Raw genomic sequence first — 21,140 nt, forward strand, 5'->3', positions numbered from 1 at the left:
CTCAGGCAGCGTATTGCTCGTTTCACCTGCTTTTACACAAATCTCTTTCTCTACATGAAAACAACCTTACGATTAGCACTTTCGCTGCTAGCCGGGCTACTAGGAGGGTACTCTCCCGCTTGGGCCGAAGGGTCGAGGGAGCTTACTCCCAACACTGCAGCTACGGCTGGTGTAGCGCTCAACAACAACACCAACACCCGTTCGGGCTGGCTGGAGCACGACGCCAACTTTGCCAACAACGCGGCGGCCGGCAATGCTTCCCGCGGCTTTCTTAAGCCGTTTGGGTACAACTACAACGGCGTTGTTTTCTCCGAAGATCATCGATTGTATATTCGGGTAAAAGCCGGTGAATACTTGTATTATGGTATCCACCGCATCAATAACGTTAACAACACCGGCAACCAGAACGACGTCATTCTGACGCTGAAGTACGGGGCGGGAGCCGGTACGCAAGTGCAGCAGACCACGCTCACGCGCAATACGGCCACAGCCAACACAGGCGCACCTATCTGGCAGTCGCTGCTTAACGCCCAGCGCGGGGTCATCGACAACGCTGCTCAGAACCGCTTCGGTCCCAGCATCACGGCCGGTGACGGGGGCTACAACCCGCTGGTTTACCAGAACACGACCGGTGCCGACCAGGACTTCTACATCGAATTTACCCAGGTCAACGAAACGGCTCTGGACGAGCGCAACCGCTTTTCGACCTACGACTTCTGGGATTTCACGGTCCGCACCACCAACACGGCTGCCGGGGTAGAGCGCAAAGGCCGCCTGTATTCCAAGCAGTGGGCCTTCTCGGCCGGCGCTGACAACGGGGTTTTCTCCTCGACGTTCAGCATGTTTCCGATGATTCCCAGTACCAAGGAACCCGGTAAGGTATTCGTGAAAAAGTTCGATCTGGCCGGTCTGAACCCCCAGAACTATTTCCGCTTTACCACCAACAGCCGCGGTACTACGGCCAGCGCTACCGACTTCTCGGTGTCGCGCCGGAGCCAGACCACGCTGGCCGATTTTCCCGAGTACAGCAGCTACGTCAACGACCCGGATAACACCATCTGGCCCAGCGCTACGGATCCGACGTTTGCCGTCAACAACATCACGCCTTACTGCGGCGGCGCCAACGGCGGGCTGGTTTTCACTACGACTTCCTCGGAAGCTGGTCAGCTGATTATTACCCTCAACCTAGACGGGGTAGCCGGTTACCAGGCCGGTGGCCGGGACGTATTCATTGAGCAGAGCGTGCCCGCGGGCAAAAGCTCGGTGGCCTGGAACGGCCGGGATGGTCTGAACAACGCTGTGGCTCAGAACACCTCCATTGACATTGCCTTCAAGAGCAGTGTAGCGCCCCTGAACTTCCCCATGGTGGACGCTGAAAACAACGTGGATGGCTTCGTGGTAAACTCAGTACGCCCCGGTACCACGTTTAACCTGCTGTTCTGGGATGATACCAACCTGGACGCCACTCGATTCCCGGCCGCTAACACCCGCGTGGAAGCTAATGGACAGAACTCCAGCGGTGGAGTTCACCGCTGGGGCGCTACCACTGGCGCTTTGCTCGACGCTGGCAACCAGTACACGGTAAACACCTACACCTACGTAACCATCAACACCGCCAGCCAGACGGTGGCATACCGCTACGTGTGCGACAAGGACGCGGACGGCGTGGCCGACAACGTGGACATTGATAAGGATAACGACGGCATCACCGACACCAACGAAAGCAACGGCGTAAACCCGCTCGCGCTTACGGCCGCCGGCGTACCCACCTACCTCGACGCAGTTTACGTTAACCCCACCTACGGCGCTTTCCGGGATGCCAACAACGACGGCATCAACGACGTTTTTGACTTTGACCTCGACGGCATTCCTAACTTCCTCGACATTGATGCCGATGACGACGGGATTCCGGACGCTATTGAAGCCAACGGCGGCGCAGCCCCCACCGGCTACGACGCTTCGCTCTCGCGCTTTCCCAGCACAAACGTAGGCACCAACGGTATGCCCGACGTTGCCGAAACGACGGCTGGCAACGGCATTTCCCGTTTGGCAAACCCCAACAACGACGGTGTCGGCCGTCCCGACTTCCTCGACATCGACGCCGACGACGACGGTATTGTGGATAACGTGGAAGCCCAGACGACTGCCGGCTTCCGCGCGCCAACCGGCGTCGACACCGACGGTGACGGCCTGGATGACCGCTACGACCTGACGCCCGGCACCGGTGTGGCAGCTGGCGCAGCCGTGACGCTGCCCAACAGCGAACCTGCTACGGCCGGCATCGACACGTTCCCTGATTACATCGATAACAACTCCGATAACGATGGCCGCAACGATGCGCGGGAAGCCTGGGACCTCAACAACGACGGCACCATCGACATCAACTACAGCGGCGTAGATGCTGACGGCGACGGCCTGGATGACGTCTACGACACCAACGTTTCGACGGGCAGCTTCGACGCTACTAATGGAGGCAAGACCCCCCAGTTCTATCCCGACGTGCAGAACCCCGGCGGTGACCGTGACTGGCGCCAGAACACACCGCCTGTAGCCCTCAACATCACGTCGCAGCCTATTCCCAACTCGGCCGCTGCTACGGCAATTCCAGCCCTGAGTGGTTCCGACGCCGACGGCCTAGCCAATAGCTCGAACCTGACCTACACGCTGGTAACAGTGCCCAATACTCTCACTGAAGGGACGCTGACGTTCTTGAATGCTTCAAACGTCCGCGTAACGGCTACAGCCGGCGCTACTGTGCCTTTGGCGAACATCGGTACCCTGCAGTTCGACCCTGTAGTTACTTACACCGGCAACCTGACCTTTACCTACCGGGTAACGGAATCGGTGGCCACCGGCGGCCAGGTATCGAATACTGCGACGTATACCATTCCAGTAGGTCCTACCACGTCTTTGTCGGGCACGGTCTTCGACGACGTGAACTACGGGGGCGGTGCCGGCCGGACGCTGAATACGGCTACTACTTCGGCTAACGGCTCAGGCCTGACCATCGGCCGCAGCGGTGCTACGGTAGAACTGTACGACGCCCAGGGCAACTACGTGGCTACCACTACTACCGGAACCAACGGCGCGTACACCTTCTCGGGTATCGTCGGCAACGCGGCTGGTATTGGTTACCAGACCCGCGTGGTAAACTCCACGGTTACTTCGGCCCGCAACTCGGCCAACGTAGGTGGCCTGATCGGGGTGCAGACCCTGGCTTACACCAACGTGAACCGCGTAGGTGGCGAAAACCCTAATCTGGCTGACGCCCCCGCCCGTACGGCTGGTCAAGACCTGAGCGACCTGACCACGGCTACGGCTACGCCCCAGTCGCTGGCTGCCGTAACGGTGAACCTGCTGCCCGTAACCGGCGTGGACTTTGGCTTCAACTTCGACGTGGTGACCAACACCAACGACTCGGGCCAAGGCTCGCTGCGCCAGTTCATCACCAACTCCAACGCCCTGCCCAACACCGGCCTGGACCAGGCAGCCTTCAACGGCACGCCGGCTACCGGCACCACGGCTACCAACCCCGCCGCGGGTATTGAAGCGGCCATCTTCATGATGAACGACGGCCGCACGACGGGCACGGCTCCGGCCGGCCTGCGCCTGAATATGACGGCTCCGCTGGGCTACAATGCCACGACGGGCTTCACGACCACGCTGACGACGGCGCTGCCTTCCATCACCGACTCCCGGACGACCATCGACGGTAATTTCCAGGCGGAAGTGACGGGCAATAAAGTGGCCGCCGTTGCCGGATCGACCACGGGTGCTGAAGTGACGATTGACTTCAACGAGCGGGCTGGCCTGTTCGTGACGGGCGGCAACACCACCATTGCCTCGCTCACGCTGACCGGTGCCCAGGGCAACAGCTTCAACAGCGGTATTCCGAACCCGGCCCCGATTAGCTCCGAAGGGTCTGGCGTAACCTTCAGCGGCGCGGCCGCCACGGGCTCCATCGTGACGGATGTGACGGCTACCGACAATGCCACGGCCGGGGTCCGGCTGCAGGCGGGTGCTACGGGCGTTACCGTTAGCAGCAACGTGCTGACATCTAGCCGTACCAGCCTCGGCGGCTTCAACTTCCGGGCCTTCGACGGGGTAGGTATTGCCCTGAACGATGCTTCGACCAACACCATCACCGGCAACTCGGTTAGCGGCAACAACGGCTTTGGTATTGAAGTAACCACCACCAGTGGCAGCAGCAACACCAACACCATCAGCCTGAACACCATCACCGGCAACGGCATCGGCACGAACACGACTAACGACGCGGGCATCAGCATTCAGGCTGGCAACAACAACCTGGTTCTGTCCAACACCATTACCGGCAACGCCGGCGACGGTATCATGGCTATGGCGGGTACTTCGGGCAACCGCTTCTCGCAGAACAGCACCAGCGGCAACAACGGCAACGGCATAACCGGTAACCTGGGCATCGACCTGTCGGCCGACAACACGGTAGCCAACGGCGACGGTGTGACGCTGAACGCCGACGGCAAATCGGCCACCTCCGGCGCCAATGGCTTGCTGAACTTCCCCGTCTTCACCCAGGCCGTTATCAACGGCTCAAACCTGACGGTAACCGGCTACGCCCGGCCCGGCGCGGTACTGGAGTTCTTCGTGGCCAGCGCCGACCCAACCAACTTCGGCGAAGGCGCTTCTTACCTGTTCAGCCGTACGGAAGGCTCCACTGAAGACGGCGATGCCCGCCGCGGCAACTACAGCGGCGTGATGGGCAACATGGGCCTGAACCAGGGTTCGGAAAACGGCAGCTACCGCTTCGTCTTCACCATCCCGGTTTCGAGCACCCAGGTCACCCAACTGTTGGCTGGTAAGCTCACCGCTACGGCTACCATCCCGGCAACGGTCAACGGTCTGGCTGTCGGCAACACCTCGGAGTTCTCGGGCATCATCACGGTGCTCAACAACACTCCGCTGCCCGTAGAGCTGACCCAGTTTACCGCCAAGGCCGTGCAGAACAGCACCCAACTGAGCTGGGCTACGGCTTCGGAGAAGGATAATGCCTACTTCGTGGTAGAGCGCTCCTTCGATGGGGCGACTTTCCAGACCATCAGCAAAGTAGCCGGTAGCGGCGCGGGCATCAACGCCGGTCGCAGCTACAGCTTCACCGACCAGAACGTGGGCACCAAGCACCAGGGCGCCGTATACTACCGCCTGGAGCAAGTGGACACGGATGGTTCGAGCAGCAACAGCATCGTGCGGGTTGTAAACTTCACGACCAATGTAGTTGCCACCGTGAGTCTGTACCCGAACCCGACGACCAGCACGACTACGCTTGATCTGACGACGCTGCCCGCCGGCGCTTACCAGGTCACGCTGGCGGACATGACTGGCCGCACGCTAAGCACCCGCTCCTACGAGGGTGGCGCCCAGTACTCGCTCGACCTCACCAGCCTGCCCCAGGGTATGTATCTGGTAACGGTTCAGGGCCAGCAAGTGAAAATTACCCAGCAGCTCAGCAAAAAATAAAAGCTGCCGACTGCCAACAAAAAAGCCTCTCCCTTGGGAGAGGCTTTTTTGTTGCCCTCCACCCTGGTCTTTCCAGATGCCGGGCACTACTGGTGAGCTTCACCAAATCCGACTTTACGGCCACCTCGTAGCTTTTTTGCCGGTGATATGTAAGCCGGTACAGCCCCCATAATAGGACTCTTTCAACCGATATTTACCTCTTACTTAGTAAGACCCGAAACAGGCAACAGTATAATATGATTGTTTTAAACTTTAATTATTCCAACATAAGCTCAACTATTCTATAGATAAAAGCGGACCTAAATTGGCACCAAATGTGCTGCATATCAGCAACAACCGAAGCTTGGGTATTTAAAAAAGTATGATTAATTCAATTAGACCGAGTAAGTTTGCATCCTGTTTTGTGTGCGCATACCATACTGAACTGCTTCTTGAGTTTTCTCTGCTCCTCTTATAAACATTCTATGACAACAATCTTACGCGTAGCAGCTCTGCTGTTATTCTGGTTGGTCTTGGCTCCCACCAACGTTCAGGCCCAGGTGGAAGGTCAGGCCTTCTCCTGCGACGGCACCTTTTACCAGATCCGGCAAATTGGTGGTGGGGCTAGTGCCTACTCGGCTCTGTATGTGGTAAACCGCACCACGTCTAACTACACGACCAACGCCTATAGCTTTGGCGCCGGCAATACCACCGGCAACCTCGGCGTGGTGCTGAATGCCCTGGCCTACAACCCGCAGGACAGCTACCTGTACGCCATTACCTATCCGGCCGACAACGGGGCACCCGATGCTGCTAACGGTATTCACCTTTACCGTATCGGCCGGGGCGGAATCCGGGACCTGGGCAAGACCAACCTGCCGTTGGCTCAGTACAACTCGGGCACGATTGACAAACAGGGTAATTTCTACCTGACCACCCGCAACAGTGCCGGTATCTACCTCAACACGCTGTTTCGCCTGAAGCTGTCGGACTTCTCGACCGTGCTAACCTCGCACGATGAGCTGCCCCTGGTTACTAGCAACGGTACCACCGCCGCTACTGCCGACTTCACCGATATTGCCTACAGCCCCACTACCAATAGCATTTACGGCTCAAGCGAGCTGAATGACCTGCTGCGTATCGAAGTTACGACCGTCAATGGCACGGAAAAAGGTGTGCTGACCACCATTGCCACCGGCAATACCTCGGGCGACATCGTAGGTTCGAACTTCTTCGACGTAGCCGGCAACCTCTATACCTACTCCAACAGCGGCGGTATTTACTCGGTGAACGTCACGACGGGTGCCTCCACGCTGATTAGCACCGTGGACGCAGCCTCCAACAGCGACGGCGCCAGCTGCATCAACCCGTCTGAGCGTATTGACGTGGTAAAGGATTTCACCGGCCTGACGGTGAGCAACAACGGCCGCAGCGGCAGCCAGCGGCAAACCTATTACGACATTTCCTTCGCCATTCGGGTGAAGAATACGGGTACGACGACGACGACCAACGTCCAGGTTTCGGACTACCTCAACAACACGTTTGGTGCTACGCCTTACTCAATTCAGACGGGCCCGGTCGTTACCAACTACAGCATCAACAACGGCGCTCTGCCCACGCTGGCCGCTAACACCGCTTTTGACGGCGCCACCACGGACGCGGACCTGCTCACCGGCACCCAGTCCCTGACGGCCGGCCAGAGCGCCCTGATTACGTTTACCGCCCGCTTGACGTTTACTGGAGGCACTCCTGCCATCCCGAACACTATCTTCAACAACTACGCCTACGCTTCCACGACCAGCGGTACGACTGTTAACCAGGGCCACGTGCGCCTGAGCAACGGCACGGTTATTCCCCCCGGCAACCTGCTGGCCCAGGACCAGTCGACTAACGATACCACTTTTCCCACTACGGCTAACGGCGATACTCCTTCGCCCACCCCGATTCGTCTGACGGCATCCATCCAGGGCACCGTATTCGAAGACATGAACTACGGTGGCGGCTTTGGTCGCACCCAGCTGGCTAGCAATGGTCAGGGGGTAGCCGATGTGCGGGTAGAGCTATACACAGGTCCTACCGTAACGGCAGCGAACCCCGTTCCCGGCACCTTCCTGACCTCGGTATTCACCGATGCCAGCGGCAACTACGAATTCCGGCAGCTAGCTGGCTCCAACACGGTACAAGCCAATACGGCCTACCAGGTGCGCGTGGTGAATAGCACAGTGAACAGCAACCGCCCCAACCAATACAACAACCCGGTAGTTGGGGTGCAGACCTACATCAATGGCAACAACAACCAGGTAGGTGGCGCTAACCCGAACCAGGTTGACGTAGCCAGCAACAACAGCTCGACTCTTACGGTGCTCGAAGCCTCGTCGAATACTACGACCATCCAGTCGCTGACGACCGTGACGACTCCTGCCTCGGGTCCGTTTATGGGCGTAGACTTCGGTTACAATTTCGACCTGATTGTGAACACCAACGATGCGGGTCAGGGCTCGTTGCGTCAGTTCGTCAACAACTCCAACGAGTTGGCCAATACGGGTCTGGCCCAGGAAGGACAGACAGCTGGCCAGGAAACGGCCATCTTCATGCTGAACGACGGTAGCACAAACTCCAACGGTCTGCGCTCGGCTTTCACGGCCGCCAACTACAACGCCACGGCCAAGTCGTTCACCATCAACATTACCTCGGCCACGCAAATGTGGATGTACAGCGGTAATACCACCATTGATGGCAAGCTGCAGTCGAACCGCACGGGAGACATTGCCGCCACGGCTACCTCTACTTCGCCCGAGGTTATCATCAACTTCAACAACCAGCAGGGCATTTTCGTAACCGGCGCCAACACGCGCATCGCTTCACTGGGCCTGAACAACGCCAAAGGCACCAGCACCACTACCGCTACGCTGGACCCGCTCCAGGGCGCGGCCTTCACTTTCTCCCGCGCTTCGGCCACGGGCTCGGTCTTCACTGATAACACGGCCTCGGGCAACGCGACGGCGGGAGTTCGGCTGGACGATGGCGCCACTGGCATTACAATCAGCAACAACGTGCTGAGCAACGGGGCATCTACGGCGGGCAACGGTACTACTATTACCGCTACCGATGGCGGCGGTATTGTACTAGCCAATGCTTCGACCAACTCGATTACCGGCAACAAGATTCTCAGCAACGCTGGCTTCGGCATTGAGTTCCAGGCGGTGGGCACCAACAATAACAACACCATCAGCGGCAACACCATCAGCACCAACGGGGGCGGCACGGCCACAACCAACCGCGCCGGTATTGCTATCCGTCGGGGCAGCAACAACCTGATCAGCACCAACACGCTGAACGCCAACGTGGGCGACGCTATTCTGGCCTTCAACGGCACGGCGGGCAACCGCTTTACCCAGAACAGCATGTTCAGCAACGGCACGGCCAGCACCACCGATGGCACGACCAAAATCGGTATCGACCTGATGGCCAGCGGCGCCACCTCCAACGGCGGCGACAACGTGAGCCTGAACGCCGATGGCAAGACCAGCACTTCCGGAGCCAACGGGTTGCTGAACTTCCCCGTCATCACCCAGGCCAGGCAGGACGGTACCAACCTGCGCGTTACCGGCTACGCGCCGCTGGGTGCTACCATCGAGTTCTTTGTAGCCGACATGACCACCAGCCCCTCGTTTGGGGAAGGTCGCTATTACCTGGCCACCCGCACCGAAGGCCTGGCCGGGGAAGACGCTGACCCCAAGAGCACGGCTTACTCGGGCACTATCAACGGGCAGAACTCGGGCTCGGAAGCTGCCGCTCGCCGCTTTGCCTTCGTTATTCCGCTTAGCAGCCTGGGCACTACCGAGCGTACGGCCCTGACCGCCACCAACGCCCGCATCACGGCGACTGCCACGATGCCCGAAACGGTGAACAGCATGGCAGTCGGCAACACGTCGGAATTCTCGGGTAACGCTCCCGTGTCGAGCGGCGTGCTGCCCGTGGAGCTGACGGCCTTTACCGCTACGGCCATCGGGCAGAATGCTCAGCTGAGCTGGACCACGGCCTCAGAGAAAGACAACGACCATTTCGTGGTAGAGCGCGCCTACGGTGAGCAGGCTTTCGCCCCGATCGGGACGGTAAAAGGTGCTGGCAACAGCCAGACGGCCCGCAGCTACAGCTTCATCGATGCTGGCATCGGCACCAAGAATCTGGGCACGATTTACTACCGCCTCAAGCAGGTTGATACCAACGGCTCGGAAGTTCAGGCTGGCCCCGTACGTACCCTCACTTTTGGCGGGGCGAAAGAAGTTACCGCCGCCGTGTATCCCAACCCGGCTGCCAATGAGGCCCAGCTCGACCTGTCCAACCTGCCCGCCGGCAGCTACCAGGTTTCGCTCGTGGATGCTACCGGCCGCACCCTGGCTACCAGCACCTACGAAGGTGGCGCACTGCATCCCTTCTCGGTGCGCAGCCTCACGGCGGGCTCTTACCTGGTCGTGATTCGCGGCAATAATCTCAAAATCACGCAGCGTTTGGTGAAGAATTAAGCTTCCCGCCCGCTTTTAAAAAGCCTCTCCTACCCGGAGAGGCTTTTTTAGTGCCCTTTCACCGGGTTTCTGGCGGGCTCGACGCTAACCGAAAGGCGAGTTTTGGGGTATAGAGAAGCCCTCACTACCTAAGTCAATGCCACAGTCATCCGCTTCTCTGCCCCGGCGGCGCCCCGCCGCCCAGGCTTCCACCGACTACGACGTCGTTATTATCGGGGCTGGCAGCGCGGGCTTGAGTGCAGCTCTCACCCTGGGCCGCTGCCTGCGTCGAGTGCTCGTCTGCGACGGAGGTGCCCCCCGCAATGCTCCTTCGCCGGGAGTACAGAGCTTTTTCACCCGCGACGGAATCAAGCCCGCCGAGCTGCTGCGCATTGGCTTGGAGCAGCTCAAGCCCTACACGACCGTGGAAGTACGACCGGCCCGCGTTACGGAGCTTGCACCCTGCCCGGGCTACTTTGAGCTACAGGCAGAAGGCGAGACAGGCCGCACCTTTACCATTACTGCCCGCAAAGTACTGCTGGCCACGGGCGTGGAAGACGAACTGCCGCCGGTGCCGGGTATGCGCGACCTGTGGGGCCGCGGCGTGCTGCACTGCCCCTATTGTCACGGTTGGGAAGTCCGCGGCCAGCCTCTGGCAGTGTACGGGCGGGGCAAAATGGTGACCGGCATGGCGCTGCTGGTGAGCCGCTGGGCTACCGATGTGGTGGTGTGTACCGATGGTCCCGGTCACCTTTCTGATAATGCCCGCCGGCGCCTGCACCAGCAGAAAATCCGACTCAATGAGGAGCCCATCAGTCACCTGGAAGGCAAGCCCAACGGTGAGCTGCGCTACATCGTATTTGAAAATGGGGAGAAGCTGGCCCGGCATGCCGTATTTGTGCATCCGCACCAGCATCAGCGCGCCAGCTTCCTTGAACAGCTGGGCTGCGACCTTTCCCGCAAAGGAGCCATCCGCGTCGATAAGCACTCCCAAACCAGTGTCAGGGGGTTGTATGCCGCCGGCGACATTACGCCTGGCCCGCAGAAAGCGCTACTGGCGGCAGCTGAAGGCACACATGCCGCTATTGCTATTCACGAAGCCCTAACCCGGGAAGAATGCCCCAAGTAGCAGCTACCGCCCTTAGTGAGCATCAATATTCCATAAATACAAAAAGCCCGTCGGTGTTGTACCGACGGGCTTTTTCTTATAGCGAACAGCCGTTGACTAGCTCAACACCGCCGAGTGGGCCTTCAGGATCTGACGGGCCTGGGCCAGGTTGGTATCCCGGGCGTTGACGGCCAAATAGATAAACATGCCCCCGTCGCTCGACAGCTTCAGCAGGTGCAGCTGGTCGGTCAGGGTCAGCAGAATGTCCTGTACTTTCTGGTTGAGCTTCAGGGCCTGAATTGCCTTCAGTTTTGCTTTCACAACCTCCGTATTGTAGGCAGCCGCCGTTTCGATGTCGAAGTCAGCAATGTTAGCGTGCGAAGCCAGCGGCATGCCGGTTTCAGTTTCTACAACGGCTACAGCCAGTAGGGTGGGCAGTTCGGACAAGATATCTTGAACGGTTTGTTTGGGGGTTGCCATGTTAAAATGAGCGTATGAAGTAAAAAGCGTGTATGTTGAAAAGTTAGGTTAGACCGTATGACGGCGCATGATTTCTTTGGCAATTCCCAGGTTGGCATCGGCTAGGCGCACGGCCAGGAAGCAATACCATTTTCCCTCATTGAAGGGCCGTAGATGATGAAGCTGATCCTCCAGAATAACCGATACGTCTGTGAGGGGTCCACCGGGCCATACCTTGGTGGCCACAGCCTCTTCCATAGTCCGCAGCAGCTTGGCGTGGCGCAGACTGATCTGGTTGGGGTTGTAGGCGCTGTTGGTCGTGTAAAAGGCCAGGACTTTGCCCGAGTTCGTGTCGACGACGCAGCTCATGAGCAGTTCAGGAATGTCTTCCAGCAGACCTTCCAGTACTTTTTGAGCGCGCCTTCCGTTTTCATCGGCTACCCCTACGGTGATTTTCTTTATTTGGAGTCGATTGAAGAACGGAATATTCATTGGGTAAGAAGCGAGAAGCCGGACTGTTAGCAGGGTGCCAGCGGCTCCGCGTACGGGGTGTTATGTCGTTAAGTTGTCGGGAGCCGTCGGCTGCGGGGCAGCAGTCAGGCGGTACGTTCTAGGTTGAGGTTTAGCAGGCAGCGGGTTAAGCCCAAAAAACTCTTTAGAAAACCCCGGGCAGTGGCTTTCTAAAGAGCTTATTGCAACCTATTCTGGAAGCTGGTACAAACAAAAGAGCGTTTTGTTACCAGCTTTTTCTGTTATCGCTCTTACCTATATAGCTAAGGCTTATTAATCAATAGGTTAGCAGCGATTAAAACTGCCACCAGTGGCGCTTGGCTACCTTAGCTACCGCGTCGGTACGGGGCAGCAGGGTCATGTTCTGCACGCTACGGCCTTTTACCTGCACTTCGTCTTCGGTGTAGCCGCCGTAGCCAAACTGCAGCTTGGAAGTCTGGTTGGCAGGCACCAGCATAGAGTACGTGCCTTGCGCGTTGGTCGTGACACCGCGGCCGCTGATTTTATCCAACACCGTGGCGCCTACCAGCGGACGACCATTCTCGTCCAGAATCCGGCCGCTAACGACAGCCATCTTCTTGGTGGCGGCAGCTTCGGTAGCTACGGCAACCATCTCCTCGCTAGCGGCGGCAATGGTCGAAGCAGGTACGGCAATGCGGTCGGCGGACGGCAGGTTGGTACCGGCCAGCACGGCTCCACTCAGCAGAGCGCCCACCAGCACGATAGAGCCCGCGCGCCGACGAAACCGAACCGGCTCGGTGCGCATCAGGTGAAACTGGTGCTGCAGCCAGCCGACGGGGCGCACATTGTGGCCTTTCTCGCGCAGGGCGTAAAAACGTTTTAGCGCCTCATCACCCTCGTTGGGGTTGGCCTTGAGGTAGGCATCTACTAAATCGGCATTCTTGCCAGACAGGTCGCCTCGAAGATATGCGTCGCGATACGTAGGCAGTAGTTCTCCTGTGACAGGATGGAACGGGTAAGCAGTTAAAGCCATCGTTGAATAATATGGTGTGAGCAATGAAGGGAAGGAGCGGAAGCCGCTTCGTATGGGTGTACGGAAACGGCAGGCCAATATCTACTGTAAATAGTCCTAATACCAATGATATTCGATAAAGGTTGTAATTCCATATATAAAGGTCCTTTTACGGACGATGAAAAAACGAAGAATTTATGGGGCCTGATTCTACAGTGGAGCTTACTCCGTGAGCCTAGCAAACCCACACAAGCTCAACAGTAACAACTCCGTTTGGCAGGCATTTTTAGGGGCTCTTTATCGAGTTTTCCCGTTGGGCTTGGAGTAAGGAGCTAGGCAAAATTCTAAGAATTAGGCAAAGTGATACCCCAACTCCCAAGCAAAGGCCTTAACTTAAGGGACTTTGTAAAGTGCACGAACGAGGCGAAAAGGGAAAAAACGGTTATCAACTCAATAATTGAATTTCCGGGGTTCCCTGCTGGCACTATGTTCTTTAGCTTTGAAAGCTACCCCTATCAGCTTATTGCCCGCTCCGCTTCCAATGTAGTTTATGAAGCATACGTACGCGCTGTTCATCTTGCTTGTCGTCGTGGCCTTCCCCGCCCGGGCACAGCGTATCGTGTTTACGGGCCGAATTACGGAGGCCGCCACGGGGCAGCCTGTGCCTTTTGCCTCGCTGTTTGTACCTGGCACCACCATCGGTATGACGGCCGACGCGGAAGGCCGCTACCAACTGACCGTCACTCAGCCTATTGATACGCTAGCGGCTTCTGCCCTGGGCTTCAAAGCCCTGAAGAAGGCTGTGACGCACCAGGCCCAGCAAACGGTAAACTTTGCCCTCGGGGCCGGAGCCGTTACGCTCAGCGAGGTGGTCGTGCGGCCCACTGAAAACCCGGCCTACGTGATTCTGCGGCGGGTACAGGCCCACAAAGACCAAAATGACAAGCGCCGCCTCCGTGCCTTTGAGTACGACAGCTACAACCGGATTCAAACCACGATAACCGATTTGCCGGACCGGCTAGTCAAGCGCAAAGTAATCCGCGACATGCTGGCCCTGTCTGACAGCATGAGCAAGGATGTGGCACCAGTGGGCCAAGCCAAGGCTCTGCCGTTCTTTGCCTCGGAGCTGATATCCAGGCTATACGTGCAAAACCACCCGATCCGGCGGCGGGAAGAAATCCGGCGCCGGCAAATGCGCGGAATCGGACCCCGGGAAGGCTCCGTCGTGTCCCAGATTCTAGGCTCCTCGTTCCAGGATTACAACTTCTACCCCAACCGGCAGAATATCATGGGCAAGGATTTCATTTCGCCCATTGCCGACGGCTGGAAGCTAACCTACGAATACGAGCTGCAGGATTCGGTCTTCGTCGGGCAGGACTGGTGCTACCAGCTGGCCGTGAAGCCCCGGCGCCCCCAGGATCTGGCCTTCGTGGGCACCATCTGGATTACGGCCGATACCTACGCCCTGCGCAAGCTGAATCTGGCGAAAAGCCCCGAGGCCAACATCAACTTCGTGAGCGAGATTCGGGTGTACCAGGAGATGACGCCACCGGCGGAAGGGGCCGGCCTGCCTCTGGTAACGCGGGTAACCGTGGCCATCAAGCCCGTGGAAAAGCAGGCCGGCGTGCAGGCCCACTTCACGACCATCAACTCCAATTTTGAGCGTAACCACGAGCGGGACCTGGCTTTCTATGACAACGCGCTGGACACGGCCCCCAATGCCAGCCAGATTCCCAAAGATTACTTCGATAAGAACCGGCCCGACTCCTTGAGCCTGGCCGACCAGACCTCGCTGGCCGTGCTCGACTCGGTCCGGGAACTGCCCAGCGTGCGCTCCTTGCTGGATCTGGCCGACGTGCTGGTCAATGGCTACAAGCGCGTAGGCCGCCTCGACCTGGGCCCCATTCTGTCGACCTACGGCTTCAACGACATCGAGGGGCACCGCCTGCGCTTCGGCTTCCGCACTACGCCGGAGATGAGCCGCGATTGGCTGGTGCGGGCGTATGCGGCGTATGGCTTCCGGGATGGGCGCCTCAAATATGGGATGCGCGTCAACCGCATCATCGAGCGGCAGCACTGGACGGTGCTGGGTATGGAGTACCGCCATGACCTGGACCAGGTGGCCTTGCTCGACAATGAATTCGGGCAGGAAAACCCGCTTTTCGACGCGGCAGCCCGCATCGGCCGCATCCGGGGCAGCCGTCCGCTGATGCGCGACGTATCGGGCCTTTCGCTGCAGACGGATATTGTGCGCGGCTTTACGCAGAAGATTATCCTGCGCCACCAGCGCTTCACGCCGCTCTATAACTTTGCCTATTACAATACTGACCAGCGGGTGCCCGGAGCCCCAACGGCGGCCAACATCACGTTGTCGGAGCTGATCCTGGAGTCGCGCTACGCTTACGATGAGGTATTGGTGGAAAACGAGAACCGGCGGCAGGCCATTGGCCAGATGCGCTGGCCAGTAGTCGTATTTCGCTACACCCTGGGAGCCAACCATTTGTTTGGCAGCGACTTCAAATACCATAAGTTTAACCTCATCACTACCCAGAGCGTGCAGGCAGGTATTTTCGGGCGAATTAACTACCGCCTCGAAGCCGGCTACATCCCGAGCACAGTGCCCTACCCTATTCTGAAAACGCACATGGGCAATCAGTCGCCGTTCTACAATGGGGCTGCGTTTAACCTGATGCGCTATTTTGAGTTCGTCAGTGACCGGTATGCCTCGGTGCGGGCCGAGGATCATTTTGAAGGGTTGCTAGTGAACAGCGTGCCGCTGCTGCGCAAGCTCAACTGGCGTTTGCTGGCCACGGGCAACATCCTCTTTGGCGGCGTGAGCCAAGCCAATCGTAGCCTGACCCCGCCCCGCCACCCCGCTACCGGTGAGCCGCTGCAAACCTTTCGGGCGCTGGATCATGGCCCGTATGCCGAGGTAGGCTACGGCGTAGAAAACATCTTCAAAGTGGCGCGGGTCGACTTCCTGCACCGCCTGACTTACCGGGATTTGCCCGAAGCCCGCAACTTCGGGGTAAAGCTGAGTTTGCAGTTCAGACTCTGACAAGCGCCCGATTCCGCTTTGTCCTTCACACTAACGCCCCGACAACCAGTGGTTGCCGGGGCGTTGGCTTAGGTACTCTTTCTTTAGATAGAAGCTCTTAGCGCTTGTTGCGCAGCGAGAAGTGGTTGAAGGCCACGGTGGAAGTAGCCGGACCCTGGGCCAGCAGCGCAATACGAATGCCCCGGTCCCACGGCGGCAGGTAGGTGCCGTTGATGGCGAAGCTTTCGGTGGGCATGGCCGTCCAGGTAACGCCGTCGGGGCTGTAGCTGAAGCGGTAGCGCTGCCCGCCCCACACCTCCAGGCGCAAGGACAGGTTTTTGCAGCTTTCTACCGCAATTTTGGTCAGGCACTCGCGCTTGCCACCTTTCACGTGCCAGAGCTGCAGGCTTTCGTCGCCGGCCATCAGCGCTAAGCTGTTTGCATGGTCGCCGATGGCCCCGATACCGGCGAAGGTGCCGGGGGCAAGGTTAGCAAAATCCAGGGTGGTAACCGCCTTATAAGTGGCCGCAAATGTGCGCTGAGCTACCATGGCACCCAAGCCACCGTCACGAGCCGTGAGCAGCAGCTGTCCGTCGCTGAGACCAGCTTCGGGCTGCTCGCCTACCGGCCACTGCCAGGTCTGGGCCAGCTGACCACCCACGAAGTTGTCGGTGACGTTGAGCACGCTCAGGTCGGGCAGCGGGGCGGCCTGGGGGCTGCGGCCATCGAACTCAGGCCAGCCTTCAGCGTTCCAGGTAAACTCGCTCAGGATACCCTGACGGCCCACAAACTCGTGGCTGTCGGTGTAATAGGCGTGGTGGAGCAGGAACCAGCGGCCTTCGTACTCGGCTACAGTGCCATGACCGGGGCACTTCCAGGTTTTATTCTTGTCCAAAATCGGGTTCTGGGGACACTTCTCCCAGGGACCGAGCAGGCTCTTGGCGCGGGCTACGCCAGTGGCATAGTTGCAGCACTTGCCGCAGCAGCCATTGCCAGCGTAGAACATATAGAAGTACTCGTCGTGGCGCACGATGGCCGAACCTTCGACCAGGCACCCTTCCCACTTCTCAGTATTGCGGAAGAGCTCCACCTTTTTGCCAACCAAGGCCATGCGCTTTTCATTGATGCGCTGGGCCCAGATAGGTGTAGGCTTGCTCTTACTGTTGCCGTCCTCTTTCCACACCAGGTACAAGTCGCCGTGCTCGTCGCGCACGGGAAAGCCGTCGATGGAGCCCAGGCGCTGACCTACTAAGGGACCGTGGTCGGTGTAGGGACCTTCGGGCTGGTCGGCGCTGGCTACAGCTACGCACAGCGGGCCGTTTTTCTTGCGGGCCGTGTAGTAGATGAAGGTTTTGCCGCCCTCGTAGAAAATCTCCGGAGCCCAGAAGTTGGCGTCACACCAGTCGGGCAGCTGGCCCGGAAACACGTGCGTCACCAGCTCCCAGTCGACCAGGTTGTCCGACTTGAACATCGGAAACACGGGTCCCCACTCGGCCGACGTTGCGCTGGCCCAGTACGTATTGCCGATTTTGGCAATGGTCGGATCGGGGAAGTCGCCGGGCAGGACGATGTTGGCGTAGTTGGTAGGCTCAGCCTCGACGGGCGGGGCCACGGTGGGGGTAGAATCGACCAACGGCGCATCAACGGCGGCGTAGTCAGTCGAGGAATCTACAGTGGGCACCAGGTCAAAAGACGGTGCGCTTTCGAAGTCGAACGACACAATAGGAAGAAGAAAGAGTGGGAAACGAACAGAGGTCTTCGGGGGGCGGAACCAGCCGTAGGGCCGGGTCCAAAACACTACATAACTCGCCGGTACTTTCGGGGGTGCGCTTCAGAGAGGTGACAAAGGGGGAATTTTAAAACCCAACCTGGCGCAACAATCCGAAAGGTACTACTTTCCTTTTATTGGCAAGCAAACAAGTGTATTTTTTTGATACAACCCGAAGATGTTTTTTTGGTTTGGCCTATTTTCAAAAACGGCACTTAGGGAAAGAAGCCTCGCAACGCAAAAGCGGCAAAAACAGGTTCAATTTAGAGCATTGCCTTTATTGTAACCTATACCGTGGTATCCTTAGTCCGAAGCATAATTCGGGCCACACTTAATAAAAGGCTCGTTAAAAATTTGTCATTAATATGATTTAAACAATAATTCCCTGAAGCCGACAAAGAATTTGCAGCGTATCCAACCAATGATCAGGGCTGCCAAAGCCAAGATGTTGTACCTCACTGGCTTCGAAACTCAACCGTATGCCATAGCATATGAAGCTTCAGCTAAAGTCGGCCGGGATTCGTAAAATAGCCGGCAGTTTAGCCCCAAGCGGGGCGCTGCTTTTCCCCTCTACCCTCTTTGCTACCTTCCCGCTTATGCTAGCCCACGACATTGCCGCTGCTTTTCGCCAGCATTTCGACGCCGAACCCTTGCTGGTGCGCGCCCCCGGCCGCATCAACCTGATTGGGGAACACACCGACTACAATGCCGGCTACGTGCTGCCCGCCGCCGTCGACAAGGAAATGTATTTCGCCGTGGCGCTAAACCAGCAGTCTACTATCCGCCTGCACGCCTACGATTTGAACGAGTCGGTGCAGGTGGCTACCGACGCCGTGGCGCCCAGCGAAACGCAGTGGGCCAACTACCTGCTGGGCGTAGTGGCCCAGCTCCAGCAGCACGGCATTACGGTACCGGGCTTCGACTGCGTATTTGGGGGCACGGTACCGGCCGGAGCGGGCTTGTCGTCGTCGGCGGCGGTGGAGTGCGGAATGCTGTTTGCCCTAAACACCTTGTTGCAGGCCAACCTGGAGCCCATGCAGATAGCCAAGCTGGGCCAGGCCGCCGAGCACGAGTATGCCAAGGTGCTCTGCGGGCTGATGGACCAGTTTGCCAGCGTGTTCGGGCGCGACGGGCAGGTGGTGCGCCTCGACTGCCGCTCTCTGGAGTACGAATACTTTCCCTTCGATACGACTGCCTGCCGCATCGTGCTCTGCAACTCGGGGGTAAAGCACAGCTTGGCCAGCTCGGAGTACAACACCCGCCGCCAGGAGTGTGAGCAAGGCGTAGCGGTGCTGCGCCAGCACTACCCCACTATCCAAACCCTGCGCGACGCAACCCTGGACCAGATAGAAGCTCACCGCCAGGAGCTGGGTCCGGTGGTATACCGCCGCTGCCGCTACGTGGTAGAAGAAAACCAGCGCGTAGAAGAAACCTGCCGTCTGCTCGTGCAAGGCGACCTGGGCGGCGTGGGTCAACAGATGTACGCTTCTCATGCCGGCCTGCGCGACGATTACGAGGTGAGTTGCAAGGAACTAGACGTACTGGTCCAGATTGCCCAGACAACGCCCGGCGTGTATGGCTCGCGCATGATGGGCGGCGGCTTTGGCGGCTGTACTATCAACCTGGTAGCCACCGAACAGGTAGCCGGCTTCGTGGAGCACCTGAAAGCCGAGTACCAGCGGCAGTTGGGCTTACCGCTCGAAACCTACGAGGCCACCATCGTAGATGGCGTGGGCATATTTAAGGAGTAGAATGCTTACCTAAAAAGGAAAAGCCGCCCGCCGAGCAGAACTCGACGGGCGGCTTTTTTGGTGGCAGTAAACACAACCGATAGTTACTCCGTGGCCGGGCGGCTGCCACGCAAACCGTACCACACGATATAGAGGTAGCAGAGCACGGGCAGAATGAAGGCCAAGCGCAGGGCATGTACCCCTCCCCCGCCGCTCTGGCTGTCGGCAATGATACCGAACAGTGGTGGAATGATGGCCCCGCCCACAATGGCGGCTGAGAGCAAACCCGAGGCATCTTCGGTGTGGCGGCCCAGGCCAGCTACGGCCAGCGTGAAAATGACCGGAAACATGATGGAGTTCATCAGGCCCACGGCCAGCAAGCTCCACATGGCCACGGCCCCGCTGGTATTGATAGAAATAATAACTAGTAGCACGGCCCCTATGGCGTTGAAGGCCAGCACCCGACCAGGGTTGAGCTTACGCAGCACCCCGATACCCAGAAAACGGCCCACCATAGCAGCCCCCCAGTAGAAAGCAACCTGCTCGCCGGCATCACCAGCCGACATACCCACTACTTCCCGCTGGCTCAGGTAACTCACAATGTGGGACCCAATAGCAACTTCGGCCCCCACGTAGGCAAAGATACCTACCAGGCCCAGCAGCAGATGGCGGTAGTGCCAGGCCCGCTGGGTGTCGCCGGCCGGGGCGGGGGCGTGGGCAATGTGGGGCAGCTTCAGAAACGCCAGCAGCAGGCTGATAAGCACCAGCACGGCCCCAATACCGAGGTAGAGGTATTGCACCGAAGTCACGTCGAGGGCTGCAGCCTGCGTGGCCGAAAGCTTGGTGAGGTCGGGCAGGCGGGACAAAATCAGGCGGGCCCCCAGGATGGGCGCAATGGTGGTAGCCAGGGAGTTGAAAGCCTGGGTGAGCGTGAGGCGGGACGAAGCCGTGGCAGGTGGCCCCAGAATAGCCACGTAGGGGTTGCCAGCCACTTGCAGCGTCACGACACCGGTAGCCAGCACGAACAAGGCGCCCAAGAACAGCTCGAAGGTGCGGCTCTCAGCGGCCGGAAAAAACAGGAAGCAGCCAATGGCCGCTACCAGGAAGCCGACCAGCATCCCACGTTTGTAACCCACGCGCTTCACCAGCAGGCCTGCCGGCACACCCATCACCAGATACGCCCCGAAAAAGCAGAAATTTACCAGGTTGACCTTGGCGTAGCTTAGCGTAAAGAGGCCTTTGAGGTAGGGAATCAGGATGTCGTTCAGACAGGTAATGAAACCCATCATAAAGAACAGTACCGTGAGTGAGGCCAGCGCCGAGGTATAACGCGGGGTTTCCGGGTTGGCCTCCGACGTGGTAGGCACCCCAACGGAGGAAGGAGCAACAAGAGCCATAGAAAGGAATACTAAGGAGTTCGAGAAGTCAATAGTAAGGATTGGGGCACAAAAAGAGGCCGGCCCGCTCTCCTAACCACTGCGGAACCGGCCTCTAAGCCACGGCGCTGGTCTGCATGAGCAAGCGGGCGTGGTAATTATGCGACGAGCTTAATAAACGATACTAAAGGTGAGGCTC

10 protein-coding genes are annotated in these 21,140 nt (G+C 58.6%); 5 read left to right on the forward strand and 5 right to left on the reverse strand.

Translation table 11 applies throughout. From position 1 onward, the window contains the following. Positions 1 to 54: 54 nt before the first annotated feature. The 3 genes from MUN80_RS03970 (at position 55) to MUN80_RS03980 (ending at position 11,109) form a co-directional block, all read left to right on the forward strand. Entirely contained in the window at positions 55 to 5,496 is a 5,442-nt protein-coding gene (locus MUN80_RS03970) for a beta strand repeat-containing protein (protein WP_244719921.1), read from the forward strand. A gap of 464 nt (positions 5,497 to 5,960) precedes the next feature. After that, positions 5,961 to 10,001, forward strand: coding sequence for a beta strand repeat-containing protein (locus MUN80_RS03975; protein WP_244719923.1), 4,041 nt, complete (start codon positions 5,961 to 5,963; stop codon positions 9,999 to 10,001). A gap of 136 nt (positions 10,002 to 10,137) precedes the next feature. After that, positions 10,138 to 11,109 carry an NAD(P)/FAD-dependent oxidoreductase gene (locus tag MUN80_RS03980; RefSeq protein ID WP_244719925.1) on the forward strand — a complete coding sequence of 324 codons (972 nt, stop codon included), beginning with the start codon at positions 10,138 to 10,140 and terminating at the stop codon, positions 11,107 to 11,109. Between the two features lie 96 nt (positions 11,110 to 11,205). On the opposite strand, the gene MUN80_RS03985 is transcribed toward MUN80_RS03980, so the two are convergent. From MUN80_RS03985 to MUN80_RS03995, 3 genes are all read right to left on the reverse strand, one after another. Beyond that, on the reverse strand, positions 11,206 to 11,535 hold the full coding sequence (locus MUN80_RS03985; protein WP_244719927.1) for a hypothetical protein: 330 nt from the start codon (positions 11,533 to 11,535) through the stop codon (positions 11,206 to 11,208). 81 nt (positions 11,536 to 11,616) lie between these two features. Continuing rightward, positions 11,617 to 12,039 carry a roadblock/LC7 domain-containing protein gene (locus MUN80_RS03990; protein ID WP_244719929.1) on the reverse strand — a complete coding sequence of 141 codons (423 nt, stop codon included), beginning with the start codon at positions 12,037 to 12,039 and terminating at the stop codon, positions 11,617 to 11,619. Between the two features lie 313 nt (positions 12,040 to 12,352). After that, positions 12,353 to 13,051 carry a carboxypeptidase-like regulatory domain-containing protein gene (locus MUN80_RS03995; RefSeq protein WP_244719931.1) on the reverse strand — a complete coding sequence of 233 codons (699 nt, stop codon included), beginning with the start codon at positions 13,049 to 13,051 and terminating at the stop codon, positions 12,353 to 12,355. A gap of 529 nt (positions 13,052 to 13,580) precedes the next feature. On the opposite strand from MUN80_RS03995, the gene MUN80_RS04000 reads away from it, so the two are divergent. Then, positions 13,581 to 16,088 (forward strand): DUF5686 and carboxypeptidase-like regulatory domain-containing protein, encoded by a 2,508-nt coding sequence (locus MUN80_RS04000; RefSeq protein WP_244719934.1) that lies wholly within the window; start codon positions 13,581 to 13,583, stop codon positions 16,086 to 16,088. Positions 16,089 to 16,185: 97 nt separating this feature from the next. Here the strand turns inward: MUN80_RS04000 and MUN80_RS04005 are convergent, their stop codons facing one another. Then, positions 16,186 to 17,787, reverse strand: a complete 1,602-nt coding sequence (locus MUN80_RS04005; RefSeq protein ID WP_244719937.1) for a family 43 glycosylhydrolase — start codon at positions 17,785 to 17,787, stop codon at positions 16,186 to 16,188. A gap of 644 nt (positions 17,788 to 18,431) precedes the next feature. On the opposite strand from MUN80_RS04005, the gene galK reads away from it, so the two are divergent. Then, positions 18,432 to 19,586 (forward strand): galactokinase, encoded by a 1,155-nt coding sequence (galK, locus tag MUN80_RS04010; protein WP_244719940.1) that lies wholly within the window; start codon positions 18,432 to 18,434, stop codon positions 19,584 to 19,586. Between the two features lie 83 nt (positions 19,587 to 19,669). Here galK and MUN80_RS04015 read toward each other — a convergent pair whose 3' ends face one another. Next, positions 19,670 to 20,962 (reverse strand): sugar MFS transporter, encoded by a 1,293-nt coding sequence (locus tag MUN80_RS04015; RefSeq protein ID WP_244719943.1) that lies wholly within the window; start codon positions 20,960 to 20,962, stop codon positions 19,670 to 19,672. Positions 20,963 to 21,140 lie beyond the last annotated feature (178 nt).

Origin of the sequence: Hymenobacter cellulosivorans, from assembly GCF_022919135.1 — a bacterium.
Taxonomy (GTDB): Bacteria; Bacteroidota; Bacteroidia; order Cytophagales; family Hymenobacteraceae; genus Hymenobacter; species Hymenobacter cellulosivorans.